Below are 25,851 nucleotides of genomic sequence, written 5' to 3'. Positions count from 1 at the left end.
GCGTACGTCAGCGATTCATATTTTCGGGAGCATTCATGGAAATTATTGAGGGACTAATGCAGGGGTTCAGCGTCGCCTTGTCGCCAATTAACCTCCTCTATGTTGCGCTGGGCGTGACGATGGGTACGGTCTTCGGCCTACTCCCGGGGATTGGTCCGACTGCCGCCGTGGCACTGCTCTTGCCCATGACGTTTACGATGGAGCCAGCCTCCGGCATCATCATGCTTGCTGGTATCTACTACGGAAGCATGTACGGTGGCCGCATTCCTGCGATTCTGATGCGGCTGCCGGGGGATTCATCCTCGGTGTTGACGACATTGGATGGTTATCCGTTGACGCAACAGGGTCGGGCTGGCGCAGCGCTCGGCATTACGGCAATTGGTTCATTCCTGGGTGGCACGGTTGCGATTATTGGCCTATCGATTCTGGCGCCCACCTTAGCGCAGTTCGCTAGTTCATTCGCTCCGCCTGAATTGTTCTTGTTGATGCTCTTCGGGCTCTTCATGATTGTCTTGATTGGTTCAGGCAAGACCGTCAAGAGCATTTTGATGGCCTTGCTGGGAATTGTGATCGCTACCGTTGGAATGGATCCGATCTCGGGTACTTCTAGGCTGACTTTCGGCTCTTATGATCTGGCGGCGGGCATTGGGATCGTCCCGCTAGCCATTGGACTCTTCGGTATCGGCGAGGTGCTGAACAACATGGCAGTAGGGTCTGATGGTCGTTCCAAGATCGGTAAAATGAAGGGGTTCATGCCGTCGTGGGCTGACTGGGTGACAAGCCGTATGGCGATTCTCCGAGCCTCGGTGCTCGGGTTCTTCATTGGAATCCTCCCCGGCGGAGGTGGAACGGTTTCTTCGGTTATGGCATACGGGCTGGAGAAGAAGTTCTCTAAGAGCCCGGAGAAGTTCGGTAAAGGTGCCATTGATGGTCTTGCCGCAACGGAGACTGCCGACAACGCTTCGTCGAACTCGGCATTCGTTCCTTTGCTGACCCTGGGGGTTCCGCCGAACCCGGTCTTGGCTCTGATGTTTGGCGCGCTACTGCTGCAGAACATCACTCCTGGTCCGCAGCTCGTCAATGAGCATCCCGATGTTTTCTACGGCGTTATCGCGTCGATGTATATTGGCAACATCATCCTTCTCATGCTCAACTTGCCTCTGATTCGGGTGTTCGTATCGATCTTGCGTGTGCCGCAGTCATTGCTTGGACCACTCGTGATTCTGATTGCCATTTGCGGCGTCTACGCCGTTTCGAACTCTATGTTCGATGTGTTGCTGATGCTGATCGCAGGGATCGGTGGTTTCATTCTTCGTCGGTTCGAATTCGACCTGGCGCCACTCATCCTCGGATTCATCCTTGGCCCGATGCTGGAAGTTGAATGGCGTCGCGCAATGATCATGTCAGAGGGGTCCTTTGGGATCTTCCTAGACCGTCCTGCATCGTTGGTCATATTGATGTTGCTCTTGGCCACTGTGTCGCTCACTTCGATCAGCGCGATGCGCAAACGTCGCAGCCTGGTGAGTCGGGTTGCTGCGGAATCCATGGACACACTGGTCGAGCACAAGTAGGTGCGTTTCAGTCAGCGCGGCACTGCAACTATCCGTCGGCGCGGGGGCAGATTCTCCCGGGCTGACAGATAGACTGGCTGGTAGATCCGCACCCTGAAAACCCGTGAATACCAAGGAGCCTTGATGTCGATCATCGGCAAGAACCTGATGGAGCCCGAACCGACCCTGCTGCCCGAAGAGCCCGAGGTGCTGGCACAGATTGAGGCCGGCGACCTGCCCGAGGACATCGTGCCGAAGCATCCGACGTCGTCGCTGGCCTGGGCCATGCTCGCCGAGGACGCCTGGGACGAGGGGCGCACCTTGGACTCCTACGCTTATGCTCGGGTGGGCTACCACCGCGGACTCGATGCCCTGCGCGGAGCGGGATGGCGCGGTGCCGGTCCGGTGCCGTTCTCACACGCGCCGAATCAGGGCTTCCTGCGCGCCCTCTACGCACTGGGCCGTGCCGCCGCCGCGATCGGCGAATCCGAAGAGGTCCAGCGCATCACCACCTTCCTCAACGACTCTGACCCGAGCGCACGTGCTGCCATCGAGGCGCGTCACTGACTTACTTGTGAGTGACTCAGCTCACCGTTATTGATATTGTCAACGAATGGTGACGCGGGATGAGGGAGCGACGGAGTCCGGTGCCCGCCTGTTCGGCCGCAGCTATCTGCTGGCCAACGGCGTGCAGCTGGGTATCTCCATCGTCTTCATCTCCCTGATGACCTACATGGCGCTCTACGCGGTGCGCCTGTTCGCCGTCTCCGAGACCGCCGCCGGCTTCGCGGCCAGCTCCTTCATTCTGGGTGCGGCGGTGGTGCGGATGGCGCTGGGCAAGTTCATCGACGTCATCGGACGACGCCGCACGCTGTTCATCGCCCTGACCGTGTTCTTGCTGTGCAGCCTGCTCTACCCGGTGGCGCTGAGCTATCCGGCGCTGCTGGGGGTGCGGCTGTTGCACGGTGCGGCTTTCGGGACGGCGTCGACCGCCATTACTGCCGTCGCTATCTCGTTGATTCCGCCGCCACGGCGCAGCGAGGGGCTCGGCTATTTCGGCTTGTCCGCCACCATTGCCACGGCGGTGGGTCCTCTGGTCGCGGTGCCGATGAGTCTGTACCTGGACCCGGTCTGGATGTTCGCTTTTGTGGGCGGTTGCTCGCTACTCACCCTGACCTGCCTGGCGCTGATGCGGGTGCCCGAGCGGAGCATCACCGCCCAGGAGCGGGCCGGGATGTGGCGAATCCGGGCCGGTGACCTGATCGACCCGCAGGCACTGCCCATTGCCCTGGTGGTGTTGCTGTGCTCGGGCGGCTATTCGATGATCATGACGTACCTCACGCCGTTTTTGGTGCTCGAGGACCGGGCGCTGGCTGCCACCGTGTTCTTCATGATTTTCGCCGTCGTGATGATGCTGGTGCGCCTGGTGGCGGGCCGGCTACAGGACACCCGCGGGGATAATGCGGTGATCCCGGCGACGATTCTGGCGTTCGCCGCCGCCCTGGTACTGCTGGCCGTCTCCCAGCAGTGGTGGGCCGTGGTGGTGTCTGCCGTACTGGCCGGCGTTGGCTTCGGTGGACTGTTGCCGTGCCTGCAGGTAGTGGGCGTGAACCGGGTATCCGGGGACCGGGTGGCCATTGCCACCTCCACGCACTATCTGATGCTCGACGGCGGCATTGCCATCGGCCCGGTGGTGCTGGGTCCGCTGATCGCGTTGACCGGATACCCGGGGCTGTTTCTCGCGGGCGCGGTGCTGGCCGTGGTCGGCGTCGTCGTCTATTGGTGGGTGCACGGACGGGGCACGGCTACGCCCCGGCACGGGGCCGGGGCGCAACACTAGCGGGAAGGGGATCAGGTGAGGCGGTCCCCATCGGCGGTCTTTCCAATGGAAACCCAGATTCCAGGGGCGGCCGTGGAGGGGCTGTTCAGTTAGACCGAGACGCGCCCAGGAACCGTTCAGCGGTCGGTGCGGTAGCGGCTGAGCTTGTCCTCATCGATGGGCGCTCCGACGCCGGGAAGGTCGCGCACGGCAATGCGTCCGTCGATAATCTGCAATGGATCGGCCAGCAGGTCATCGGCCATATCCAGGAAGTTCGACAGCTCCGCGGCCCGTGCTGCGGTGGCGCGGTGTGCGGCGCCGAAAGCGATGGTGGCCATCGATCCCACCTGGGTGTCGATTTGGTTGCCCATAGTGACGTCCACGCCCAAGCCGGTGCACAGCCCCAGAATCTCGGTGGCCTCGGTGAATCCGGAGCGGGCGGTCTTGATGCAGATGGCGTTGCAGCCACCGGAGAGCAGTTCGCGCGAGGCATCCCCGGCGGTGGGTACCGACTCGTCGCCGACCACCGGAATGGGGGAGTGCTCGACGAGACGGCGCCGGCTCATCGCCTCCTTGGCATCGCAGGGCTCTTCCAACAGGGTGAGCCCCAGGCCGTCGGTCTGGCGCAGCACCTCCATGGCTTCGTTGGCGCTCCAGCCGCGGTTGGCGTCGAGGTAGATCTCGACGTTGTCGCCCAGACCTTCGCGCAACACCCGGCACGCCTCGATGTCCAGGTGCAGCGGGCGGCGGCCGACCTTGAGCTTGAAGGTGGTGATCCCATACTCTTCGCCGAAGCGATGGGCTTCCTCCAACAGTTCCTCGGCTGGCTTGAACCCGAGCATATGGGAGACGCGCAACGAATCGGTCCACCCGCCGAGCATCTTATGCACCGGCACCCCGCACGCCTTGCCCGCCAGGTCCCACAGTGCAATGTCGACGGCCCCCTTGGCTACCTGATTGTGGATGGTGCGGTGCATGATGGCGTGCACCTTCTCCCGATCCAGCGGGTCCAAGCCGATCATCTCGGGGGCGAAGAGGTCTTGGACTACGTTCGCGATCGAGGTTTGGGTTTCGCCGTAGGTGTAGGGGCGTGGTGGGGCGTCGGCCTCGCCGATGAGACCCTCATCGGTATGGATGCGCACCAGCACGTGGTCGGCGGTGGCCACCGAACCTGAAGCGAATGTCAGCGGGTGCGTGTAGGGGATCGCGTAGGGGATGGCCTCGACGGCGGTGATCTTCATGGGGCCTCCGGGGGTGTTTCGGGTGCGGATGGGGGACGATTGTGGGCATGCAGGTTCTCCGAGGCCGTGCGGGCCAAGCGGAGGAAGGAGTGCAGCAGTGGGGTGGCGGCGCCGGGCTTCCATGCCGTGCCGAGTCCGAGGGTGATCTCTTCGCTCAGCGGGCGCAGGGCAATGGAGGAATGCAGCGGTAACGAGGCGCTGCCGGGTACGAACGCGACGCCGAGCCCGGCCGAGACTAGGGCGATCAACGTGGAGGTTTCGGTGGCTTCCTGAACAATGCGGAGGCGGAACCCGGCCTGGCGGCTTAGCTCGGCCACCACCGAGGACACGGAGGAGCCTCGCGGATAACTGACGACGTCGTCGTGGGCGAGATCCACCATGCTGAGCGGTTCCGTGGAGCCGGCGAGGCGATGATTCAGCGGCAGCACCGCCACCAGGGGCGACTGCTCGAACTCGTCCAGGCTCAGCTCGGCCGACTGAACCGGCGGCCGGAGCACGGCGGCGTCCAGCCGGTTGTCGAGCAGGGCTTGCTCCATCTGCGGGGTGAGCATTTCCCCGGAGATCTGGAGACGCACCAGCGGCATCTGCTCGCGGGCCAGCCGCACAATTTCCGGCATCAGTCGGTATGTGGCAGTGCCCGAGAAGCCGATGCGCAGCACCCCGGCGGCGCCGCGGCCGATCTCGCCCACATCCGATGCCGCGGCCTCGACGTCGGCGAGAATTTGGCGGGCGCGATCGACAAATAGGATGCCGGCCGAGGTGAGCTCTACTTTGCGGGTGGTGCGCTCGAACAGGGTGGTGCCCAGCTCCGTTTCCAGCTGCTTGATTTGGCTCGACAGCGGTGGCTGGGCCATGTGCAGTCGCTCGGCGGCGCGGCCGAAATGCTTCTCTTCCGCCACGGCCAGGAAGTAGCGCAGGTGCCTCAGCTCCATGGTGCTACCTCCTCTGCTGTGGTGGAACGGTGTGGATGAATGCTCGACGTTGACGCGTGTAGCGCAGACAGCAACAGCGTATGAGCGGGAGGGCGGCGGTGTGAAAGACCTGTTCTGCAGTGATTCATATCTACAGCATCTCAAACGCGTCAATACCTGTACTTCTAGATCTTGATGAGCGGGTCTAGAGTGAGTCGGGTCACCGATGGTGACGTCACACACCCTCAAGGAGAATTCATCGTGCAGACGAGCACTCACGAGTCGTCAACGGCTCCGGCTACGGACACACCGGAACAGGCTGATGCGCTGGATCGCGCCAGTAAACGCAACTGGTGGCTGGTCGCGTTCGGCCCGGTGGCAGGGCTGGTGCTGGCACTGGTCCTGCCGAGCTCGCTCGCTTTCGAAGGGCGTGCCGTGGCCGGCTGTGCCCTGTGGATGGCGATCTGGTGGATGACCGAGGCCGCGCCCATCCCGGTGACCTCGCTGCTGCCGCTGGTGTTGTTCCCGCTGTTCGGCATGGCCACGACGGGCGAAGTCGCCGCACCTTACGCCGACACTGTGGTCTTCCTGGTGATGGGTGGCGTGATCCTCGGGCTGGCCACCGAGAAATCCAACCTGCACCTGCGCGTGGCGCTGCTGACCATCCGTCTGGTGGGCACCAAACCCTCGCAGATTGTGCTGGGGTTGATGATCGCTTCCGCGTTCATCTCCGCCTGGGTGTCCAATACCGCCACCGCCGTCATCATGGTCCCCATCGCTGTGTCCATCCTCAGCCTGGTGCGGACGATCGACCCGGATGCCGCAGGACGCAAGTTCGCCGCCTCGCTGCTGCTTGGTGTCGCCTATGGTGTGACCATCGGCTCCACGGCCACCTTGATCGGCCAGCCGCCCATGGCCCTGATGAAGGGGTACCTGATGGAGTCTCACGGCTTCGATATGGCCTTCGGGACCTGGATGCTGATTGGTGTGCCCTGGGCCGTGGTGATGGTGATCATCGCCTGGATCGTGCTCACCAAGATCGTCTACCGTCCCGAAATCAATACCCTGCCCGGCGGGTCTGAGTTGATCCGCGACGAACTGGCCAAGCTCGGCTCGATGACGACGCCCGAGCGCCGGGTGGCCTGGATTTTCGCCGGTGCCATCTTCTTCTGGATCTTCGTGCCCTTCATCGCCGAGATCCCGTGGGTCGCCGATAACGTGAGCTTCCTGGGCGCTATCAACGATGCCCAAGTGGCCATGGCCGCAGCCATCGCGTGCTTCATGGTGCCCGCCCAGCGTCGTCGTGACGACCGCACCGGCGCCCCGCTGCTGCGCTGGTCTGCGGCCAAGGAGATCCCTTGGGGGCTGCTGTTGCTCTTCGGCGGCGGTCTCTCACTGTCTGCCATGTTCACGACTACCGGGTTCAGCGAGTGGGTCGGCGAGCAGGTCAGCGGTCTGACTGCTATGCCGTCGTGGGTGATTATCGTCGCCGTCATGGTTGTTGGCCTGATCCTCACCGAGCTCACGTCCAATACGGCTACTGCCGCCGCGTTCTTGCCGATTTTCGGTGCCGTGGCCATCGGTGTGGGTATCGATCCACTGTTCATGACCATCGCCGTGACGCTGGCCGTCTGCTCCGCCTACATGCTTCCGGTGGCAACTCCGTCAAACGCAGTGGCCTTCGGATCTGGTGAGATTACTATCAAGCAGATGGTCCGCGCTGGTCTCTGGTTGAACCTGATCTCCCTGGCTTTGATCATGGTAGTCATGTACACCTTGGTCCCCATGGTGTTCGGCGTTTCGCTCTGACCGGCCGACCACGGCATCAGACCTCCGGCCTGGAATCGAGATGATTCCAGGCCGGAGGTCTTTTGTGTCACGGGCGATGCAGTGGGGACTCAGCTCAGATAGTTCGCGCCGTCCAGGTAGGCCTTGCGCCAGCGCGTGACGTTCACCGTGGCGAAGAGGTGGTGTTGGTAGAACGGATCCTTGGCGATGAAGGCTTCCGCCTCCGCTCGGGTCTCCAAGTCAACGAGGTAGACGCCGCCGGAGGTTTTCTGCTCTTCGTCGTCAAGCTTGGCGCCGCACGCGAGCAGTAGTTCGGCCTGGGCGGCCAGGAAGTCCAGGTGCGCTTGGTAGGCCTCCTGGCGCACGTGCGCCCGCGATGGGTCGTCGAAGGTCTCAATGAAGTACGGCATCAGTGTCCTCTCGATATCGGGGGTGGTGCTGAGACTGACAGGAGCACAGGCGTCAGAGCAGGAATCCCCAGACCAGCACGGAGACGGCGAAAATCGCACCGGTCAGCAGCAGCACCAGCACGAGGTACCCCATAACGTCACGGAGCTTGAGCCCGGAAATCGCGAGCACCGGCAGAACCCAGAATGGCTGGACCATGTTGGTCCACTGGTCGCCGAATGCCACGGCCATGGCGGTGGCTCCTTCGGAGGCGCCGAGCGCCTGTGCGGCCTCAATCATGACGGGACCCTGCACCGCCCACTGTCCGCCGCCCGAGGGTGCCAAGAGGTTGATGAGCCCGGCCGAGAGGAAGGAGAAGAATGGCAGTGAGGAGTCGGTGGAGAACGAGCCGAACCAGTTTGCGAAGGACACCACCAGTCCGGAACCGACGAGGATCCCCATGATGCCGGCATAGAACGGGTACTGGATGATGATTCCGGAGACGATTTTCACGCCGTCGGAGACCGCTTCGAGGAACTTGGAGGGGCGCGCGAACAACATCAACCCCAGGAACAGGAAGAGGAAGTTCACGGTGTTCAGGTTGACGTCGCCGCCGTGCACGAAGAAGTGGCGGACGATGAAGAGCATGGCCAGCAGGCCGATGACGATCCCGACCCAGGGGGTGGTGTTCATGGTCGCGGCGAAGGTGCGCTTGGTCAGGGCGACGTCCTGAGGTGCCGCGGCGGCGGGTGCTTTCACCGTGGAACGGTCGAGTTCCTTGACCTTGGCTGGATCCTTCGGGTGGAGCATCGCGTTGAAGAACGGCAGGGTGAGGAAGATGACCGCGGTGGTGATGAGCACGATCGGGGAGAACACGGTCTCCGACATCGGGATGGTGCCCATCTGCTCTTCCAGGAAATGGCCCTCAGTGGCGATCGTCAGCGGAATGGTGCCTGAGAGGCCGGTCCCGTAGATGATGAAGCCGGCGTAGCCGGCGGCGATGGCCAGAGGATAGTGAAGGCCTTTGACGTTCATAGTCAGTTTCTGGGCCACGATGCCCCATCACGAGGCCGAAGCCCCAGTTCAGCCACGAGGTGATCAGAGCGACGACCGTTGCCGTGATGACGGCCAGGCGAGGCGAATGCACCATTGCAGTGAGCCGGTTGAGGAGTCGGTCGACGACGGGCGTCTTCGCCAGGATGTAGCCGGTGAGCAGCACCACGGTCATCTGCGTGAAGAAGGCCAGCAGATCCCAGAAACCATTGCCCCAATAATCGATGGCGTCCATGGGGCTGGTTCCTTGGAACCCGACGGCCATCGCCAGGGTGAGCACCGTGAGCAAGACGGCGATCACCAGCGGATCCGGCAGGTACTTGTCCATCAGCTGGGTGAAGAACCCAGCCGTCCGCTCGAGGACTCCGGACTTCTTCGGTTGCTGTTCCCGCACGGGGGTGATGGTGCTCATGAGTTCTCCTTCGAGGTGTGGTGTGCCGCGAACTGCAGTCGTGTCAGCAGCTGTTGGTCGCGCCAGGCGACTCGGTCCTCCCAGTCCTGTAGGTCGAGCAGCTCGCGTCGCTGTGCCTCGACCCGCCCCACCAACTCCGGATCCCAAGACGAGGTGTCGCCACGTTCACGGCCCATCCGCTCATAGAAAGGACCCATTTTCTGGGCATGGGCGGCAATGCCGCCGCGCGTATTCAAATCGACTGTCTCGAAGGGGCCCATGAAGGCCCAGCGTCGGCCGAGTCCGTCTCGCACGACAGTGTCGATGTCCTCGACGGAGGCGACGCCGTCACGCACCAATGCGTAAGCTTCCCGCAGGATCGCTCCCTGCAGTCGGTTGAAGACGAAGCCTTCCACTTCCTGTCGGACCCGCACGGGGGACATGCCCGCCTGGCGGTAGATCTTTTCGGCGCGCTGGACGATCTCCGGGCGGGTCTGCGGGTTCGGCACCAGCTCGATCACCGGGATGGCGTAGGGAGGGTTTCCTGGGTGCGCCACCAGCGTGCGTTCTTCTACGCCGGTCTGTTCGGCGGAGGTGGACGAGGGAATGAACGACGTCGACGACGCGATGATGCACTCGGCCCTGGTGAGCTCCGCCAGGGAGGAGAACAGCGTGCGCTTGATCTGAACGTCTTCCGGGACGCACTCCTGAACCAGATCAGCGTCGGCCACGGCGTCGCTGAGGGAGGCGTGAACGCGCACGCGGTCGGCAATGGCGTCGGCCGGTTCGGTGAGCAGATCGTAGGAGTGTAGGTCGGCCAGTCGGGTGCCGACCTCCAGGGGCACCGCCTGCTGGCGCTGCGCATCCGGCTCGTAGACCCGCACCGCGTTCCCGGCCCGGGCGAACAACACCGCGAAGGCCACTCCAATGGAGCCGCCGCCGATCACGGTGATCTGTGGTGACAGGGAGGCTTCAGTCATGATGCGCTCCCACGGTCATCCCGCCACAGACGTAGAGTGTCTGACCTGTCACGAATCCGGAGCGATCGTCGAGCAGATACGAGACCGCGTGACTGACGTCCTCCGGGGTACCCATCCGGCCCACGGGCACGGATGACAGGATCGCGTCGGTCTGAGGTGAGCCCTCCGGGTTGGCCTGCGTGAAGAGCTCGGTCGCAATGGGGCCGGGACCCACAGCGTTGACGGTGATGCCATGCCGTCCCTCTTCGAGTGCCCACGTGCGTGTCATGCCCTGCAACCCCGCTTTCGTGGCGGAGTAGGCGGTGCGCAGTTCCTTGCCCAGCGCGGCACGGGACGACATGGACACGATGCGCCCGAATCCGGCGTCGCGCATGCCCGGGAGCACCGCCTGGGCACACTGGAAGGCACTGCGCAGGTTCAGCGCGACGGCGGCGTCGAACTCTCCGAGGCTCTGGTCTTCCAGGCTGTTCGGAAATACGGCTCCGACATTGTTGACGAGGCGGGTGATCGGTCCGTCCTGCAGCGCACGCGCCAACGCCTGGCGCGTGGAGTCGGGGTTCGAGAGATCAGCGTGGATGGCGTCGTCACCGCTCTGATCGAGGATGATCGGCTGATATCCGTCTGCACGGCAGCGGCGTGCAATGGCGGCGCCGATGCCGTTGGCACCGCCGGTGATAAGCACCCGGGGTTGAGGTGTACGGGTCACCGTGAAGCTCCTTTGCTGGGTGGTGTGGAAAGATTTCTTGACGCGGGAATGGGAGTCATACCGTCGCGATGGGGTTGAGCGGTGATCCGGCCGCGCCCGGCAGGTTCAGCGGCGGTGCCGTGATGAGACAGGCGGTTCGTCCGACGGATCGAAGATGGTCGGCCAACTCCGTCAGATACCAGAGCTCCGCCAACGGGACGCCGAGCTTGAAGAGACAATGCTCGTGCAAAGGCAGCACGGCGAACGGTGGCTCGGCCTGGCGCGCCGGATACAGCTCGACGGCGTTGTTGTCGGCGGCGATCGCCGCGACCTCGCTGCGGGTGATCCAGTCCAGAAGTTTTACGTCGCGGCCATCTAGCACCGCTCCGAATTGATGCAGGCCCTCCGCGGTGGGCGAGCCGTTCATGCGGACGAGATTCTCGGCAAAACCGGTGTGGATCAACACGATGTCACCGGCCCGCACGTCCACGCCATCCGCCTCGATCACCTGCGACAGCTCAGACCAGCCGATGACGCGGTGGTCGGTGCCGAAGTGGGCGGCTAGGTCGATCATCACGGCGCGACCCTGGACAGGCTTCTCGGCCAGTGACTGAATGCCGAGGGGACCATAATCCGCGGTAGAGCGCAGCGGTTGACCGGAGGTGGTGTCCACACCGCAGTCCTGCGGAGAATCCTCGCCGATGACGTCGTTGTGGGCGCGGTAACCGTTGTAGTACACGGCTTCAGGCACGCCGTCGCCATCCGCGTCGAAGAGCGATCCGGCGTGAACGAGGGCGTCCCACTGAGTGGAGTACTGGGGGTGGAGGACGACGAGGTCGTCGTTGAGCACATCGGTGGCCCCCGGGGTGATCTGACCGATCTCGCAGTTGGAGTTCGGTTGCCCGGCCCGGAGATTCGGTCGATGCACCGGCGGGAGCCGATTCGCATTCAGCTCGTTGCCACCGGGCAAGGTCAAGGGCAGACCGAGCGAGAACGCACGATACTCCCGCACTTCGTCGAAACCCTCACAGATCTTCTGCTCTGTGAGTAGATTCATGCGTCCGAGGGTGTCGTCGTCGCCGAAGTCTCCCCAGGTCGAGGGCGTGGGGCGTTGCTTCCAGCGACGGTGAAGTGGCTCTCGCTCACTGGTGTTAAGTGTCACATTCGAGTTGGGCACAAGCACATCTAACGCTTAAATTGATCGCCTGTCCAAGATGTAAATGAGATGAACTCATATGATTGAGACATGAATATCGGGGCGAGAAGGGAACCGGGAGATGGACCTGCGTGGACTGACCGCGTTTGTGACGGTGGCAGAGGAGCTGCACTTCACGCGCGCCGCCGAACGTCTGGGTATCGGCCAGCCACAGATGAGCCAGCTTGTCCGCCGTTTTGAACGAGACTGTGGTGCAACGCTGATCGAGCGGACGACGCGCTCGGTGCATCTCACGCCGGAGGGCAAAGCCGTGCTGCCTCACGCGCAGCGCGCCGTGCAAGAGATGAGGCTGGTGCAGCGCAGCGCGATCTTGGGCGGCGGTTCCCTGGTGGGGGAGGTGAGGCTCGGTTATGCAGGAGCTTCATCGCGGCCGTGGCTGCCGTCAATCACCCGCGCCGTGCGCCGCGCAGCGCCCGGGGTCTCCCTGCAGTTTCGGTCTATGGTCTATGCCGCCTCCGGGCCGGGCCTGGTGGTTTCCGGCGATCTGGAGCTGGCTTTCTCGCGACGGCCGCTGCGTCATCCCGGACTGGAAGAGCAACTCTTTGAATACGAGCAGGTGATGGTCGGATTGCCCTCGGATCACCCTTTGGCAGAGGAGCCGGAGATCGACCTGGCGCAACTGCGTGATGAACCGTGGGTGATGTTCCCCGGGACGCGAGGCTCCACGGTGAGGGACATGGGATTCGAGCTGGCCCGTGACGCCGGTTTCACTCCGAGAGTCGTGCAGGAAGCGCCAGATTCCTACACCATCCTGGGGCTCGTAGCGGCGGGAGTGGGCGTGACCCTGACCCTGTCGTCCGTAGCCCATGTGAGTACCCCCGGACTGCTCTTGAAGCCGCTCAAGGGTACACCCATCTATATGGCGGCGACGGTGGTGTGGTCGGCTCAGGCTTCGCGAGCAACGCGCGCCGTCGTGGACGTCATCACCGAAGTACAACCGCCTCCGCCTCGACCATCGGGCATAGTCTTGGACGGTAGTTAGTTTCCCGTCAGCGATTCCGACGTGATGCAGACGGTTGACCCAGGCCATTGAACACGGCCAAGAAAGGACCCCCCCATGCTGTTTCTCGCCCGAATGGACGTGCGCTTCCCCGAATCCATGGACGCGCAGACCAAAGCCGATTTCCAAGCCCAGGAGAAAAGCTACTCCGCGGACCTGCAGCGCCGCGGCCTGATGAAAGGGATTTGGCGAGTGGTGGGGGAGTACGCGAACTATTCCATCTACGACGTCGACGGTCACGACGAGCTACACGCGATCTTCCAAGGGTTCCCGATGTTCCCCTATATGAAGGTGCAAGTGACTCCGCTCGCACAGCACCCCAATGCGACGGCGGATGAATTCTTCGCGCCACCATCCACATGACGACGGACACAAATCTGCAGATCTGAAGGGAACGGAATACTCTAGGACCACGAGGGTGTTCCTACGGCGGGAGACAATACCAAGGAAAGAACACCTGCTCCGAGCGCAATCCCGGAAGTAGTTGACTGAGTGGACCGTGAGACCGACCTGCGTGTGGAGCGCGTCTTGGCGGAGATATCCTCATCCGCCCGCGTGCTGTGTCTCAATGCGCCGGAAGGCAGTGACTTCGAGCCGGTGGTTGAGGCATGGCTGAATGCCAGCGCACCGCTGGAGCCGGTGGATGTTCAAGATCCTGCTATCGTCTCATTTCTGGCAGACACGGGCTCGACCGTGGAAGAATCGCTCGTGGATCAGTATCCCGGCGCTCTCGTGCTGCACACCCAACAGACCGGGATCACCGGCCACCACATGGAGCAGCTGCTCGACGCCCTGCCGAAGGCGCGCATCGCCTTCATCGTGACCATCGCCGCTGTGGCGGTGGAATCCTCCGAAAAGCTCTATTCGCGAGATGACACGGTGATCCTGTTCCCCGAGTCGCTATACTTCACTGCATCTGAGCTCACCGAGATGTTGGGTGGTGCCGATCTCGGCCAGCAGTGCTTCCACGCCACCCTCGGTTGGCCGGCCGCGGTGCGCATCTGGCGCCGTCGTGTGGAGGACCCAGGCTATTCAGCGTTCCCGTTGATGCGCGCCTGCGCTTTGGCCATGGCACGTTGGGTGCGCCCGCTACCACTGGCCGGTCGTGAGCTGATTTTCCAGCTGGCCTATATTCCTCGCTTCAATCGGACGGTCTGTGAGGAACTGAGCACGACGAGGCACATGTGCATCGAGTCGGCACAGGTGCTGGAGAATCTCGGTCTGGCTCGTCGCGTTGACGTGACGACGATGCATGATGATCAGCCCTCCGGCCGTTGGTGGGCCATGCCCCCGATGATGGCCGAGGCGCTGCGCAGTCGGATGCGAACGGTCGATCCTGAGCTGGGAATGAACTACCGACATGATGCCCTGATGGCCCTGGCCGCAGGAGGCGGATGGAACGAAGCCATCACTCGCGCCGTCGAATGGCACGCTGTAGACACCGGCACCGCACTGATCCGCGAGTACTGGGCGATTGCGGCCATCGACGATGAGGAACGGTTCTTGGGGAACCTCCGGACGTACTTCAGCAACGGGTCCGTCTCGGCCTCGCGCATGGATGTCGAGCATCTCGGCGCCTTTCTGGCCGGAGCCTTCTCGGGGAGCGACGAGTCGGTGTTCGAACGTTTCCGCTCCGCTTTCGCCAGCGCCGATGCCGAGGAACGGGACATCGCCGGACAGGGCATCTCGCCCCTGCTGTCGCGGCTGATCATGCTGCTGGTCACCAGAACAACGGGCACGGCCGAACGGGCACATGAGCACGCCGTCGAGCTGGCCGAGCTGTTGCAGAACGAAGCGGCGCCATCCGAAAACTCCTCGAAGCTGCGTCACGCGGAGCTGGCCCTGATCTGGCAGCAGCTCGGATACACGTTCCTGCTCACCTCAGACGGCCCGCGTGCGCTGAACTGTTACCGCCGCGCCATTCACATCAGCGCGGCTCAGGGATTCGGCGAACTGCGGCAGAAATGCCTGGCCCAACTGCGGCTGGTCCAGTCTTCGCTGGAAATGCTCTTCCCCGGCCAAACCATGGTGGCGGCGCTCACGGCGCTGATCTTGGAGGAGGCCGGCGGATACTTTACTCGGGCCGGTCACGACGCGGTGTTGCTGGCTCAGGGATTCGACGCGCTGTGGGACCTTGACGGCGAACGGCTGCACGCCGTGCTCGATGACTTCGCCCCCACCGCGCAATCCGGTGAGCTCTGGCCCTTCAGTGCTTTTCTCACGGTCGTTTATGAATCCATTTTCGGCGACAGGGTGCGCGCCCGCCGCCTGTTGCGGGATTATGCTCCTACCCGTGGAGACGACCAGGGCACCTGGGCGCAGCTCCTCGACTGCGCCGAAGTGGTGTACCTGCTGATGGAAGGCTCCCACGCAAAAGTCATCGACCTCACGCGCCACATCGACGCCCGCCGGGCAACGGTGATGCTCGCGGCGCGCACCGCCGCACAAATGGCGCTCGGCGACTTTGATTCCGTGCGCCGGATGCGCCTGCCCGGACCCGCGATGCGCGACGACGATGCTCTGCTGCCCGCCACCACCATCGACGTCCTGCGCGCCTATGCCGACCACATCGCCGACGGAACCGATGCGGCCGAATCGCTCGACGGGCGCCTGCCCAGCGATATGCCGCTGTTCGTCACGCTGTACTTGTGGGTGATGGGCGCGTACGAAGAAGACATCACCAGCATCTTCGATTTCGATGACGAACGCCGTGCCCGCCTGCGCGGAATCCGCCGTGGCACGGAGATCCCGCCCCAGGTGCGCCCGCAGCTCACAGAACGCGAACGCGAAATTATCCGGGCCCTGGCCCGGGGCATGGACCGTACGGAAATGGCACGGACCATGTTCCTGTCCGTGAACACCATCAAAACGCAGCTGTCTTCCGCCTACCGCAAGCTCGGGGCCTCCAGTCGGCAGGAAGCCCTGGAGGAGGCTGCACGTCGGGGTTACGTGTGAGCCAGCATGTGTCCGCCACCACTGGTAAAATCCTGTACCGAGAGACCTCGGGCGCTTTTGTCTCGAGGGCTTTCGCATGTCGAGGACCGTGTGATCGTCGAACCGGCGTCCCGCACGGCCCAAAGGGAGAGATAGTCAATGCCAGCAATAGCGATCGTCGGTGCCCAGTGGGGCGACGAAGGCAAGGGTAAAGCAACCGATCTGCTCGGTGGCCGTGTCGACTACGTCGTCAAACCCAACGGCGGCAACAACGCCGGTCATACCGTCGTCGTCGGCGGTGAAAAGTTCGAGCTGAAGCTGCTGCCCGCTGGCATCCTGTCCCCGAACGCCACCCCGGTGATCGGCAACGGTGTGGTGATCAACCTCGAGGCGCTCTTCGAAGAAATCGACGGCCTCGAAGCCCGAGGACATGACTGCTCCCACCTGAGGATCTCGGCCAACGCGCACCTGGTCGCTCCGTACCACCAGACCCTCGACAAGGTCACCGAGCGGTTCCTCGGCAAGCGCGCCATCGGCACCACCGGCCGCGGCATCGGCCCCACCTACCAGGACAAGGTGGCCCGACTGGGCATTCGCGTCCAGGATATCTACGACGAGTCCATCCTCCGGCAGAAGATCGACGGCGCGCTGCGCCAGAAGAACGAGCTGCTGGTGAAGCTCTACAACCGCCGCGCCATCACCGTGGACGAGATCGCCGAATACTTCCTCTCCTACGCCGAGCGGCTACGCCCCATGGTGGTCGACACCACCATCCTGCTCAATGACGCGCTCGACCGCGACGAGCTGGTGCTGATGGAGGGGGGTCAGGCCACCTACCTTGACGTCGACCACGGCACCTACCCATTTGTGACCTCCTCGAACCCGACCGCCGGCGGCGCCTCGGTGGGGGCGGGTATCGGCCCGACCCGCTTCACCCGCACCATCGGCATCGTCAAGGCGTACACCACCCGTGTGGGTGCCGGCCCGTTCCCCACGGAGCTCTTCGACGAGATCGGTGAGCAACTGCGCATCAATGGCGGCGAATTCGGCGTGAACACCGGCCGCCCGCGCCGCACCGGCTGGTACGACGCCGTGATGGCCCGCTACGCATCCCGCGTGAACGGCTTCACCGACTACTTCCTCACCAAGCTCGATGTGCTCACCGGGCTCAAAGAGATCCCGGTGTGTGTGGGCTACGACGTCGACGGCGTGCACCACGATGAGATGCCGATGACCCAGACCGGATTCCACCATGCCAAGCCCGTGTACCGGACCTTCCCGGGCTGGACCGAGGATATCTCCGGCGCCCGCACCCTGGAGGACCTGCCGCAGAACGCCCGCGACTATGTGCTGGCCCTGGAGGAGCTCTCCGGCACCCGGATCTCCGCTATCGGCGTGGGCCCGGGGCGTGACGAAGTGGTCCAGATCCGCGACCTCGTCGTCGACGAGGGCTGACCTTTCGCACGCACCCGGTCTGGTCCGGTTGTCTCAGCATCGTGATCGGAGCGCACATGGTGACAGTGGCCGAACAGGTCGGGACGTTCCTGGCTCGGTTGGGAGTCGGGCACGCTTTCGGTGTGGTGGGCAGCGGCAATTTCGCCGTCACCAACGCCCTGCGAGCTGCCGGTGTGCCCTTCACCGCCACCCGCCACGAAGGCGGAGCGGCGACCATGGCCGATGCCTACTCGCGAATGAGCGGTAAGGTCGGGGTGGTTTCGGTCCATCAAGGATGCGGGCTGACCAACGCCGGCACGGGCATCGGTGAGGCGGCGAAATCGCGCACCCCGATGATCGTGTTGGCCGCGGAGACGGCTGCGCACCAGATTCACTCGAATTTCGCGATGGACCAGCGCGACTACACCCGGTCCCTGACGGCCACTCCGGAGCGCATCCATTCGCCCGAGTCCGCCATTGCGGATACTCTGCGAGCGTTTCGCACCGCGGTACGGGAGCGCCGCACCGTGGTGCTCAACTTGCCACTGGATGTGCAAGCCACTGAAGCGGTCGGCGAAGTTCCCGAGCTCACCGTGGAACCCCGGGCAGAAGTCGTTCCCTCGGAAGTACAGCTCACCGCGCTCGCGGACGCTATTGCCCGCGCCGAGCGTCCCGTCTTCATCGCCGGACGCGGTGGGCGGACGGCAAAGAACGAGATTCTCGAGCTGGCCCGCCACGTGGGCGCGCTGGTGGCCACCGGAGCGGTGGCGAAAGGGCTGTTCAACGAGGATGACTTCGACCTGGGGATCTCCGGCGGCTTCTCGTCGCCTGTGACGGCCAGCCTGATTACCGGCGCGGATCTGATCGTCGCTTTCGGATCGGCGCTGAACATGTGGACCATGCGCCACGGGAACCTGATCGGAGCCGATACGACGGTCGCCCAAATCGATATCGAAGATTCAGCTCTGGGCGCGCACCGTCCCGTGCAGATCCCGGTGCTCGGCAGTTCCGCAGCCACCGCCGCGGCCCTGCTGAGCCGTCTGCGCGACCACGGTGGAATCCGCTACCGCACTGAGGCGGTCCGTGAAGAGATCAGCAACGGCGCCCGCTGGAAGGACGTGCAGACCGAGGACCTGGGGGAGGACGGCTCCGCCATCGACCCCCGCGAACTGAGCAAAGCCGTGAACAACATGCTTCCGGCCGAGCGGATCGTCAGCATCGATTCGGGCAACTTCATGGGCTACCCGAGCCAGTATTTCGACGTCCCCGACGAATTTGGGTTCTGCTTCACCCAAGCGTTCCAAGCCATCGGTCTCGGGCTTTACACCGCCATCGGCGCAGCCCTGGCCCAACCGCAACGGATGCCCGTGCTCGGTACCGGAGACGGTGGTTTCCTGATGTCGGTTCAGGAACTTGAGACCGCAGTTCGCCTGCGTCTTCCCCTGGTGACCGTGGTCTACAACGATGCTTCCTACTCAGCAGAAGTCCATCACTTCGGGCCGGACCAGGACATGGGCGCGGTGACGTTCCCCGACACCGACATCGCCGCCATTGCGCGCGGATTCGGAGCCGAAGCTATCACCGTTCGGTCCGTTGACGATCTGAAACCGCTCGAGCACTGGGTGGCTTCGAACCCTCAGGGTCCCTTCGTGATTGACGCGAAGATCGCTAGTGATGGCGGCTCCTGGTGGCTCAAGGAAGCCTTCAAAGGGCACTGACACGACCGACCGACACCGTCCTACTCCTTCACCTAGAGGAAGCGTCATGACCATACTGAATTCCTTGATGGCTGGCCTGTCCGATGGCTCCATCCGCGTCATCGATCTCACCAACAAGCTCTCGCCCTCCACCCCGACGTTGCGGCTCCCAGAGCCCTTCGAGAATCTCATCGACTTCAGCCTGGACGAGGTCAGCGCCTACAACGATCCCGGGCCCTTCTGGAAGCACCACAACATCCACACTGGTGAGCACATCGGCACCCACCTTGATGCACCGATCCATTGGATTTCGGGTCGCGAAGGACACGACGTCTCGTCCATCCCGGTCGAGCGTCTGATGGGACCCGCGGTCGTAATCGATGTGAGCGAGCAGGTGGACGAGAACCCCGACTTTCTGCTCGAAACTGACGATGTCACAGCCTGGGAAGCCGAATACGGACCCCTGCCGGAGAATGGATGGCTGCTGCTGCGCACCGGCTGGGACCGCTACTCTCAGGACCAAGAAGCCTTTTTGAATGCCGACGAGACCGGTTCTCACACTCCCGGAATTTCCGCCGAGGCAGCACTGTGGCTAGCCACGGAGACCAAGCTGTCCGGCGTCGGTGTCGAAACCGTGGGTATCGACGCCGGACGCGGTGCGGAGCTAGATCCGCCGTTCCCGGTGCACTATCACTTCTTGGGCAATGACAAGTACGGCATCACATCGCTGCAGAACCTCGATCAGCTACCGCCGACCGGTGCGATGCTCGTGGTGGCTCCGCTACCGATCACCGGTGGCACCGGTAGCCCCATCCGGGTGCTGGCCCTGGTAGAGAACGCCTAACCTCGACCAGCCAGCTCAGACGTGCTGGTGAGTCTTCGCCTTCCTGGGGATGATCGCGACGAACAGGGCAGCTATCGCCCCGACGATGGCGAACGCGATGAAGTTCCACTCAAAGGGCAGCTCGAGAGAGGCGATCCAGCCTCCCAACAGCGGGCCAACAATCGCGCCGATGCGTGCGAAGGACAGCGCCCATCCGGTGGCCGTAGCCCGAGCGTAGGGCGGGTAGTAGTCGGCCACCCAGCCCGTGAGCACGAGCGAGGTGGCAATGGTCCCGACGCCGGCGACAGCCACGAAAAGGTAGTTAATGACGATGCCGTTCGGGAACATCAGCATCAGGATGCCCAGTGCGCCGAGAAGGTAAAACGCCATCAGGATGACTTTCTTGCCCCATTTGTCGGCGGCGCCGCCGATGAAAACCCCACCAATGGCTGAAGCCAGCGAGAACACGGCGAGAAACGTGAGTGAGGAACCCAGCTCATAGCCGGCCGATTGCATGATGTTAGGCAGCCAGGTGTTCAGTCCGTACACCAGCAACAAGCCGCAGAAGAGAGCGATCCAGAAACCGACCGTTGCCAGGGCGAAGGGGCCGGAGAACATCACGGAGAAGGACTTCTTCCAGTTCGCTTTCTCGCCTGTCTCGGTGGCCACGCTCCAATCGGAAACCCGGAACGGGGCGATGCCCAGTCGCTTCGCCTGAGAGGCGGCTTCGGAATGCTTGCCTTTGGCGACCAGGGTTTCCAATGATTCCGGCAACTTCCACAGCAGCAGCGGAATGAACAGGACGGGGACGGACCCCAACCCCACCACCCAGCGCCAGCCCAGGTGCTCCACAGCGGCCAGTGCGATCAGCGCCGCCACCAGAATGCCAAGTGAGTACCCGGAATACATCAGACCGTAGTTCCGTGACCGCTTCTTCGGGTGCGAGTATTCGATGGTGAGCGCGGCGGCGACCGGAATCAGACCGCCCATGCCAAGCCCGCCCAGGAAGCGGAACAGCGCGAAAATTTCGGGTGTGGCGGCCAGCGCGGCTCCGAGCTGCGTGGTGGTGAAGATGGCTACCGCAATGATGAGCATCTTCTTACGGCCGAGACGGTCGGAGAGGCTGCCGATGATCATCGCGCCGATCATCATGCCGAAGAGGGCGGCTGAGCCTAGCGCGCCGGCCTGCAGGGGATCCAAACCCCACGGTTCGTATGCCATCAATGAGGGCATCACCGCACCCAAGACGCCGACGTCATAGCCTTCGGCCAAGATGGTGGCCCAGCACAGTGTCAGGACAAGGTTGGTGGTGCGGTCTGGTACTGGCCAGCTGGATTCGCTGGTGGCCGGGGGAGAGGTTGCCGCTGGTGTGGTCATGAGCAGACAGTATGTCGCAAAAGGTGAGCTGATCATTAACCGGAGACGAAGATGTCGCCACCACGAGCTGCTGGACCATTCGCCGCTGTACCGGGAGCAGGCTGAACCGAAGGGCCTTAGCGCTTCGAAGCGCGGTAGCCGGCTGCCGCGGCGGCGGACGTCGTCTTGAAGCACTCCTCCGGGGTGGTTCGTGAATAGAACGCGCCCGAGGGGACGTGGTACTTCCAATCGGTGCCATCGGTCGGGCGGTTGCCCTTGATCGGATGGTTCGCCGGGCAACTCTTGCCGGAAGCGGTGATCCGGCTGGAAATCGTCGCCTTCTTCTTGGCCGGCTTCGGGGCAGCCTTCCACGAGTGCCACAGCCCCCACAACGCGCTGGAGACGAGGTGAGGAGTAAGTCATGATCAGATCATCAGAGCAATCGGGTTCAACTGTTGAATCAGCACCTTTAAGGCACCCCCTGACGACGTGGACCGCAGTCGACAGGGGTGCCGTGCTGGACGTCGAGGTGGATAGAGTAGGACTGACATCGACGATCCGAGGAGCAGCATGCGCATCAGTGTTGGACAGTTCAGCCCCACCGGCGTCGTGGCCGAAAATTTGGCGACGATCCGATCCCTGGCCGAGCGCGCGGTGGACGACGACGCCGAGCTGCTGGTGCTGCCGGAAGAGTCGATGTTCACGGTGCGCCACGTGGATGGCCCGCTGGAGGAAGCCGTGGCCGGGGGCTGGTCGCTCTTCGTCTCAGGGCTCGGCGAGATTGCCGCCGAGCTCGATATCGCGCTGGTCGCCGGAGGTTATGAGCCCTCCGACTCCGAGCGGCCCTTTAACACGCTGGTCGCTTTGGGCGCCGACGGCCGAATTGCCGGCACCTACCGCAAGCTGCACCTCTACGACGCGTTCAAACACAAGGAATCCGACCGAATTACCCCCGGGGACGCCGGGGTGACTGTGGTCGAGCTGGGTGGGCTGCGTTTCGGGCTGATGACCTGTTACGACCTGCGCTTCCCCGAGATGGCCAGGGCGTTGGCGGTGCGTGGAGCTGACGCGCTGTTGGTGCCGGCCGCCTGGTTCAAAGGCGATCACAAGATCGACCACTGGAAGACCCTGCTCAAGGCGCGCGCCGTCGAGAACACCGTGTGGGTCGTGGCTGCCGGAACCTGCAGCAACAACACCATCGGGTACTCGGGCATCGTTGACCCGTTGGCACTGCCCGTGGCCACCCTTGATGAGGAGACCGAGGCCATCGCCACCGCCGAGGTGGACCGGGAGCGCCTCGACGAGGTGCGGGAATTCCTGCCATTGCTGGAGAACCGCCGCACCGACGTCGAGGACCTGCGCTCCTGATTACAGGGACACGATGAATAGCGTGGCCCCGAACACCACCCCGGAGGCGATCAGCACAATGGTGGTGTAGCCCAGGATGTCGCGCATCTTCAGTCCGGCGATCGCCAGCAACGGGATGGCCCAGAACGGCTGGATCATGTTCGTCCACTGGTCGCCGTAAGACACCGCCATCACGGTGATGGCCGGATCCACGCCCAGCTCGGCGCCCGCAGAGAGCATGATCGGCCCCTGTACGGCGAACTGGCCCCCACCGGAGGGCACGAAGAAGTTCACCAGCCCGGCGGAGAGGAATGCGAGCACACCGAACGTGGTCGGCGTCGAGATCTGCACGAACATATCCGAGAAGATCTGCACCAATCCGGAGCCGACCATCAGCCCCAGGATCCCCGCGTACAGCGGGAACTGCAACAGAATTTCGCCCACATTCGACGCCGCGTTCTTCGTCAGGTGGATCAGCTCGAAGGGGTTGCGCACCAGCAGCAGAATCAGCGCCAGGAACGACCAGTTCACGGTGTTCAGGGTGAGGGTACCGCCGCCAGCGAAATGCAGTGCCAGGTAGGCCACCAGCATCAGCCCCAGCAGCAGGGTCACGATGCGGCTAGCGTCCAGGCGGTCGGCCGGGGTGACCACTTCTTCCTGCCCGTCTTCAATGGCTTCGCGGGCATCCACGGAGAGCTGATTGATCTTGTCGCCCTTGCGTGGGGCCACCAGATACAGCGCTAGGCCCACCACCAGCACGGTCACCACGGCGGCGATGATGTTCCACAGCGAAAACACCGTCTCGGTGATCGGCAGTGGGGTTCCGCCCAGCGACTCCTGCAGGAACGAGCCCTCGGTCGCCGCCGTCAACGGGCCCGAAGCGGAGTAACCCATGTGCCAGACAACGAACCCGGCGAACCCGGCAGCCACCAGCATGGGGAAGTGCAGCTGCAGCCCGCGCTCGCGGCCCTGGTAGGCGACTTCACGTGCCAGCAATCCACCAACCACCAGGCCCAGTCCCCAGGTGATGAGGCTGGCGACGGCCGCCACGAAGAACACGAACACATAAGCGGTCAGCTCGGTGCGTGGAACGCTACCCAAAAACGCCAGTCCTCGGCGCACCGGTCCGGTGTTGGCCAGAATGTGGCCCAGCAACAAGATCAGCGCCATCTGGGTAATGAAATCCAGCAGTCCGGCCAGGCCGTCGCCCCAATACACCACCAGGTCTCCGGGTGCCGTATCGGTGAGGATCAGCGCCAGAATCGCGACGATGAAGGTCAGCAGAATGGAGAACACCAGCGCCGAGGGGATGAAGCGCTCGACGACGTGATTGATGGGGCGCATGGCCCGCGAGATGATGGTGCCTTCTTTACGGGTGGTCGTGGTGCTGGGGCCCGTCTCAGCGGTGGGCATGGGGGATCCTCCTGCGGTGCGGCGGACGGCGTGGTGTGCCGTCCGATGGTGTGTGTGATGCACCTCATGGAATCACAGTGATCGGGCATTGACCAGGTTATCGCCCCAGGGGCCGCGTGTATCGACTGAGTTAGTTGGTGTGATCGGCCAGCACCGCACGGGAGGCCCACAGTCCGGGCATCCCGTGGACGCCGGCACCCGGAGGAGTGGACGACGAAGCGAGGTAGAGTCGCGGCCCGCCCGGTATCTCGCCGAGCCGGTGCGGGTCTGCGGTGAATCCCGGGCGCAGGAGGGCCTGGAGCCCGGTCATGGAGCCACCTGCGATATCCCCGCCCACTAGGTTTGGGTTCCACGCCTCGAGCTGGGCCGGGCTCACCTCATGCTGGGCCACAACGCGGTCGCGGGTGCCGGGGGCGAAACGCTCGAGCTGGTCGAGAATCAGCTCGGCCACTTCACCCGGGCGTTGCTCGCGGTAACCGTGTGGCACGTGGGCGTAAGTCCAGACAACAGTCTGGCCGGCCCGGGCTCCGGACGGCATCCGCGTCGGATCGGCGCCCTGCTGTTGGCACACCATCACGAAGGGGCGGCGCGCCAACCGGCCGCGTGCGGCTTCGCGCTCTGCAGCCACCAGGTCCTCCGGGCTGCCCACCACATGCACGGTGCCAGCTCCGGCCACACGCTCATCCCGCCACGGCAACGGCCCGTTCAGCAGTAAGTCGAGTTTGTAGGCGGCGGTGCCGTAGCGCCAGCTGGAAAGACGACGGCGGGTGCCGCGGCTGAGCCCGCGATCGGGGAGGCCGCCTAATTCCATGACCTGCCCCGGGGTCAGATTCAGCACGACGGCGTCCGCCGGCGGTAGCTCGCGCAGATCCGATACCGGGGTATCCAGGTGCAGTCGGGCGCCGTGCGTCTCGAGTACTCGCACCAGCGCATCCACCACCGCGCCGGTGCCGCCGCGGGCCACCGGCCAGCCCGAGGTCATCCCCAGTGCGCCGAACAGGGCGCCGAACGCGCTGGTGAACGGATGCTGCAGAGGTGCGATCGCGTGCGCCGCGGACCCCATGAAGAGCGCCTTGGCTGCCGGGGTACGGAACATCGAAGCGGTCACCGTCGCCGGCGGCAGCGCCAGCGGGCCGAACCCGGCCAACCGCAGCGGATGTGCCGGCCAGCCCAGCGTCGGCGCCAGCAGATTCTCCACGTGATCGCCGATGTGCTCGGTCAGTCCGCGGTGTAGCCGCGTCCACGCATTCTTGTCCTCGCCCAGCCCCGACGCCGTCGCGTTGAGGTTCTGCCGCAGCAGTGCGGCGGGTGCATCTGGTAGCGGGTGTGCCATCGGGAACTCGGGGTGCACCCATTCCAGGCCGTGATTCGTCAGCTCCAGTTCACGGAAAGCGGGGCTCGCGACGCCGAAGGGATGCCCGGCCGCACCCTGGTCCACCACCACGCCGTCGCCAAAGATCGACGTCGTCGACGCCGCTGCGCCACCGGGGTGGGGGGCCCGCTCAAAGATCTGCACGTCCCATCCTGCGCGCGCCAACAGGGCGCCGGCGGTGAGTCCGTTCGGGCCGGATCCCACCACGTTGACGCGGCCGGGGGGGTGAGATGAAGTGTTCACGTCCACGACTCTATCCGCTGGACGTGAGGGGAGGGTGAGAGCGCACGGTGCGACTCAAGGGCGGAAGGCCATCTCTCGACGCCACGGCATCGCTCCAGGTCAGAGCCTTGTTTATGCACAGGTTATTAAGGAAACATGTATTTGCTAAATAGCGCTTAGGGCGCCCTAAGTAAAATTCACAGGGATCTTTCAGGTTAACCCCTGGCGCTTG

23 protein-coding genes are annotated in these 25,851 nt (G+C 63.7%); 11 read left to right on the top strand and 12 right to left on the bottom strand.

Annotated features, from left to right (window positions below; genetic code table 11):
- The first annotated feature begins 35 nt into the window (after positions 1 to 35).
- From O1A05_RS01940 to O1A05_RS01930, 3 genes are all read left to right on the top strand, one after another.
- A complete protein-coding gene (locus tag O1A05_RS01940; protein WP_270106419.1) occupies positions 36 to 1,571 on the top strand; it encodes a tripartite tricarboxylate transporter permease in 1,536 nt (511 codons plus the stop codon).
- Between the two features lie 123 nt (positions 1,572 to 1,694).
- Positions 1,695 to 2,117 carry a DUF3151 domain-containing protein gene (locus O1A05_RS01935; protein ID WP_270106418.1) on the top strand — a complete coding sequence of 141 codons (423 nt, stop codon included), beginning with the start codon at positions 1,695 to 1,697 and terminating at the stop codon, positions 2,115 to 2,117.
- Between the two features lie 46 nt (positions 2,118 to 2,163).
- Entirely contained in the window at positions 2,164 to 3,390 is a 1,227-nt protein-coding gene (locus O1A05_RS01930) for an MFS transporter (RefSeq protein ID WP_270106417.1), read from the top strand.
- Between the two features lie 116 nt (positions 3,391 to 3,506).
- Here the strand turns inward: O1A05_RS01930 and O1A05_RS01925 are convergent, their stop codons facing one another.
- Complete coding sequence (locus O1A05_RS01925) at positions 3,507 to 4,610, bottom strand: mandelate racemase/muconate lactonizing enzyme family protein (protein ID WP_270106416.1); 1,104 nt, start codon at positions 4,608 to 4,610, stop codon at positions 3,507 to 3,509.
- The gene (locus O1A05_RS01920) at positions 4,607 to 5,542 is read right to left on the bottom strand and encodes a LysR substrate-binding domain-containing protein (RefSeq protein WP_270106415.1); all 936 of its coding nucleotides are present in this window, start codon (positions 5,540 to 5,542) and stop codon (positions 4,607 to 4,609) included. Before O1A05_RS01920 ends, O1A05_RS01925 begins: the two co-directional genes overlap by 4 nt.
- 240 nt (positions 5,543 to 5,782) lie before the next feature.
- On the opposite strand from O1A05_RS01920, the gene O1A05_RS01915 reads away from it, so the two are divergent.
- Positions 5,783 to 7,330: an SLC13 family permease gene (locus tag O1A05_RS01915; RefSeq protein WP_270106414.1), complete on the top strand. Its 1,548-nt coding sequence runs from the start codon at positions 5,783 to 5,785 to the stop codon at positions 7,328 to 7,330.
- An 89-nt stretch (positions 7,331 to 7,419) separates the two neighbouring features.
- Here the strand turns inward: O1A05_RS01915 and O1A05_RS01910 are convergent, their stop codons facing one another.
- From O1A05_RS01910 to O1A05_RS01885, 6 genes are read right to left on the bottom strand one after another with little or no spacing between them, the layout of a single operon-like run.
- Positions 7,420 to 7,719 (bottom strand): YciI family protein, encoded by a 300-nt coding sequence (locus O1A05_RS01910; RefSeq protein ID WP_270106413.1) that lies wholly within the window; start codon positions 7,717 to 7,719, stop codon positions 7,420 to 7,422.
- Between the two features lie 52 nt (positions 7,720 to 7,771).
- Positions 7,772 to 8,731, bottom strand: coding sequence for a TIGR00366 family protein (locus tag O1A05_RS01905; protein ID WP_270106412.1), 960 nt, complete (start codon positions 8,729 to 8,731; stop codon positions 7,772 to 7,774).
- Complete coding sequence (locus O1A05_RS01900) at positions 8,622 to 9,161, bottom strand: TIGR00366 family protein (RefSeq protein WP_270106411.1); 540 nt, start codon at positions 9,159 to 9,161, stop codon at positions 8,622 to 8,624. Before O1A05_RS01900 ends, O1A05_RS01905 begins: the two co-directional genes overlap by 110 nt.
- Positions 9,158 to 10,120: a 3-hydroxyacyl-CoA dehydrogenase gene (locus tag O1A05_RS01895; RefSeq protein ID WP_270106410.1), complete on the bottom strand. Its 963-nt coding sequence runs from the start codon at positions 10,118 to 10,120 to the stop codon at positions 9,158 to 9,160. Before O1A05_RS01895 ends, O1A05_RS01900 begins: the two co-directional genes overlap by 4 nt.
- The gene (locus O1A05_RS01890) at positions 10,113 to 10,826 is read right to left on the bottom strand and encodes an SDR family NAD(P)-dependent oxidoreductase (protein WP_270106409.1); all 714 of its coding nucleotides are present in this window, start codon (positions 10,824 to 10,826) and stop codon (positions 10,113 to 10,115) included. Before O1A05_RS01890 ends, O1A05_RS01895 begins: the two co-directional genes overlap by 8 nt.
- 55 nt (positions 10,827 to 10,881) lie before the next feature.
- Positions 10,882 to 11,862: a cyclase family protein gene (locus O1A05_RS01885; protein ID WP_270106408.1), complete on the bottom strand. Its 981-nt coding sequence runs from the start codon at positions 11,860 to 11,862 to the stop codon at positions 10,882 to 10,884.
- Between the two features lie 220 nt (positions 11,863 to 12,082).
- Between O1A05_RS01885 and O1A05_RS01880 the strand changes: the two genes are divergently transcribed.
- From O1A05_RS01880 to O1A05_RS01855, 6 genes are all read left to right on the top strand, one after another.
- Complete coding sequence (locus O1A05_RS01880) at positions 12,083 to 13,003, top strand: LysR family transcriptional regulator (RefSeq protein WP_270106407.1); 921 nt, start codon at positions 12,083 to 12,085, stop codon at positions 13,001 to 13,003.
- A gap of 75 nt (positions 13,004 to 13,078) precedes the next feature.
- The gene (gene catC, locus O1A05_RS01875; RefSeq protein WP_270106406.1) at positions 13,079 to 13,384 is read left to right on the top strand and encodes a muconolactone Delta-isomerase; all 306 of its coding nucleotides are present in this window, start codon (positions 13,079 to 13,081) and stop codon (positions 13,382 to 13,384) included.
- Positions 13,385 to 13,513: 129 nt separating this feature from the next.
- Positions 13,514 to 15,976: a helix-turn-helix transcriptional regulator gene (locus tag O1A05_RS01870; RefSeq protein ID WP_270106405.1), complete on the top strand. Its 2,463-nt coding sequence runs from the start codon at positions 13,514 to 13,516 to the stop codon at positions 15,974 to 15,976.
- 138 nt (positions 15,977 to 16,114) lie between these two features.
- Positions 16,115 to 17,410, top strand: a complete 1,296-nt coding sequence (locus tag O1A05_RS01865) for an adenylosuccinate synthase (RefSeq protein WP_270106404.1) — start codon at positions 16,115 to 16,117, stop codon at positions 17,408 to 17,410.
- Between the two features lie 56 nt (positions 17,411 to 17,466).
- A complete protein-coding gene (locus O1A05_RS01860; RefSeq protein WP_270106403.1) occupies positions 17,467 to 19,107 on the top strand; it encodes a thiamine pyrophosphate-binding protein in 1,641 nt (546 codons plus the stop codon).
- 46 nt (positions 19,108 to 19,153) lie between these two features.
- A complete protein-coding gene (locus O1A05_RS01855; RefSeq protein ID WP_270106402.1) occupies positions 19,154 to 19,930 on the top strand; it encodes a cyclase family protein in 777 nt (258 codons plus the stop codon).
- Positions 19,931 to 19,945: 15 nt separating this feature from the next.
- On the opposite strand, the gene O1A05_RS01850 is transcribed toward O1A05_RS01855, so the two are convergent.
- The gene (locus O1A05_RS01850; RefSeq protein WP_270106401.1) at positions 19,946 to 21,286 is read right to left on the bottom strand and encodes an MFS transporter; all 1,341 of its coding nucleotides are present in this window, start codon (positions 21,284 to 21,286) and stop codon (positions 19,946 to 19,948) included.
- Positions 21,287 to 21,402: 116 nt separating this feature from the next.
- Positions 21,403 to 21,657, bottom strand: a complete 255-nt coding sequence (locus tag O1A05_RS01845) for a sunset domain-containing protein (protein ID WP_270106400.1) — start codon at positions 21,655 to 21,657, stop codon at positions 21,403 to 21,405.
- Between the two features lie 178 nt (positions 21,658 to 21,835).
- Here O1A05_RS01845 and O1A05_RS01840 point away from each other — a divergent pair, with 178 nt between their 5' ends.
- Positions 21,836 to 22,633 (top strand): carbon-nitrogen hydrolase family protein, encoded by a 798-nt coding sequence (locus tag O1A05_RS01840; RefSeq protein ID WP_270106399.1) that lies wholly within the window; start codon positions 21,836 to 21,838, stop codon positions 22,631 to 22,633.
- On the opposite strand, the gene O1A05_RS01835 is transcribed toward O1A05_RS01840, so the two are convergent.
- The gene (locus tag O1A05_RS01835; RefSeq protein ID WP_442867653.1) at positions 22,634 to 24,025 is read right to left on the bottom strand and encodes a short-chain fatty acid transporter; all 1,392 of its coding nucleotides are present in this window, start codon (positions 24,023 to 24,025) and stop codon (positions 22,634 to 22,636) included.
- A 130-nt stretch (positions 24,026 to 24,155) separates the two neighbouring features.
- On the bottom strand, positions 24,156 to 25,640 hold the full coding sequence (locus O1A05_RS01830) for a phytoene desaturase family protein (RefSeq protein WP_270106398.1): 1,485 nt from the start codon (positions 25,638 to 25,640) through the stop codon (positions 24,156 to 24,158).
- Positions 25,641 to 25,851 lie beyond the last annotated feature (211 nt).

It is taken from the genome of Citricoccus sp. NR2, from assembly GCF_027594385.1.
Lineage (GTDB): Bacteria > Actinomycetota > Actinomycetes > Actinomycetales > Micrococcaceae > CmP2.
This window is presented reverse-complemented; position numbering and strand designations above follow the sequence as displayed.

What these genes read in the sequence shown, in the direction of transcription:
- O1A05_RS01940 (WP_270106419.1), top strand. Translation starts at nt 36, where the DNA reads ATGGAAATTATTGAGGGACTAATGCAGGGGTTCAGCGTCGCCTTGTCG.
- O1A05_RS01935 (WP_270106418.1), top strand. Translation starts at nt 1,695, where the DNA reads ATGTCGATCATCGGCAAGAACCTGATGGAGCCCGAACCGACCCTGCTG.
- O1A05_RS01930 (WP_270106417.1), top strand. Translation starts at nt 2,164, where the DNA reads ATGGTGACGCGGGATGAGGGAGCGACGGAGTCCGGTGCCCGCCTGTTC.
- O1A05_RS01925 (WP_270106416.1), bottom strand. Translation starts at nt 4,610, where the DNA reads ATGAAGATCACCGCCGTCGAGGCCATCCCCTACGCGATCCCCTACACG.
- O1A05_RS01920 (WP_270106415.1), bottom strand. Translation starts at nt 5,542, where the DNA reads ATGGAGCTGAGGCACCTGCGCTACTTCCTGGCCGTGGCGGAAGAGAAG.
- O1A05_RS01910 (WP_270106413.1), bottom strand. Translation starts at nt 7,719, where the DNA reads ATGCCGTACTTCATTGAGACCTTCGACGACCCATCGCGGGCGCACGTG.
- O1A05_RS01905 (WP_270106412.1), bottom strand. Translation starts at nt 8,731, where the DNA reads ATGAACGTCAAAGGCCTTCACTATCCTCTGGCCATCGCCGCCGGCTAC.
- O1A05_RS01900 (WP_270106411.1), bottom strand. Translation starts at nt 9,161, where the DNA reads ATGAGCACCATCACCCCCGTGCGGGAACAGCAACCGAAGAAGTCCGGA.
- O1A05_RS01895 (WP_270106410.1), bottom strand. Translation starts at nt 10,120, where the DNA reads ATGACTGAAGCCTCCCTGTCACCACAGATCACCGTGATCGGCGGCGGC.
- O1A05_RS01885 (WP_270106408.1), bottom strand. Translation starts at nt 11,862, where the DNA reads ATGAATCTACTCACAGAGCAGAAGATCTGTGAGGGTTTCGACGAAGTG.
- O1A05_RS01880 (WP_270106407.1), top strand. Translation starts at nt 12,083, where the DNA reads ATGGACCTGCGTGGACTGACCGCGTTTGTGACGGTGGCAGAGGAGCTG.
- catC (WP_270106406.1), top strand. Translation starts at nt 13,079, where the DNA reads ATGCTGTTTCTCGCCCGAATGGACGTGCGCTTCCCCGAATCCATGGAC.
- O1A05_RS01865 (WP_270106404.1), top strand. Translation starts at nt 16,115, where the DNA reads ATGCCAGCAATAGCGATCGTCGGTGCCCAGTGGGGCGACGAAGGCAAG.
- O1A05_RS01860 (WP_270106403.1), top strand. Translation starts at nt 17,467, where the DNA reads ATGGTGACAGTGGCCGAACAGGTCGGGACGTTCCTGGCTCGGTTGGGA.
- O1A05_RS01855 (WP_270106402.1), top strand. Translation starts at nt 19,154, where the DNA reads ATGACCATACTGAATTCCTTGATGGCTGGCCTGTCCGATGGCTCCATC.
- O1A05_RS01850 (WP_270106401.1), bottom strand. Translation starts at nt 21,286, where the DNA reads ATGACCACACCAGCGGCAACCTCTCCCCCGGCCACCAGCGAATCCAGC.
- O1A05_RS01840 (WP_270106399.1), top strand. Translation starts at nt 21,836, where the DNA reads ATGCGCATCAGTGTTGGACAGTTCAGCCCCACCGGCGTCGTGGCCGAA.
- O1A05_RS01835 (WP_442867653.1), bottom strand. Translation starts at nt 24,025, where the DNA reads ATGCCCACCGCTGAGACGGGCCCCAGCACCACGACCACCCGTAAAGAA.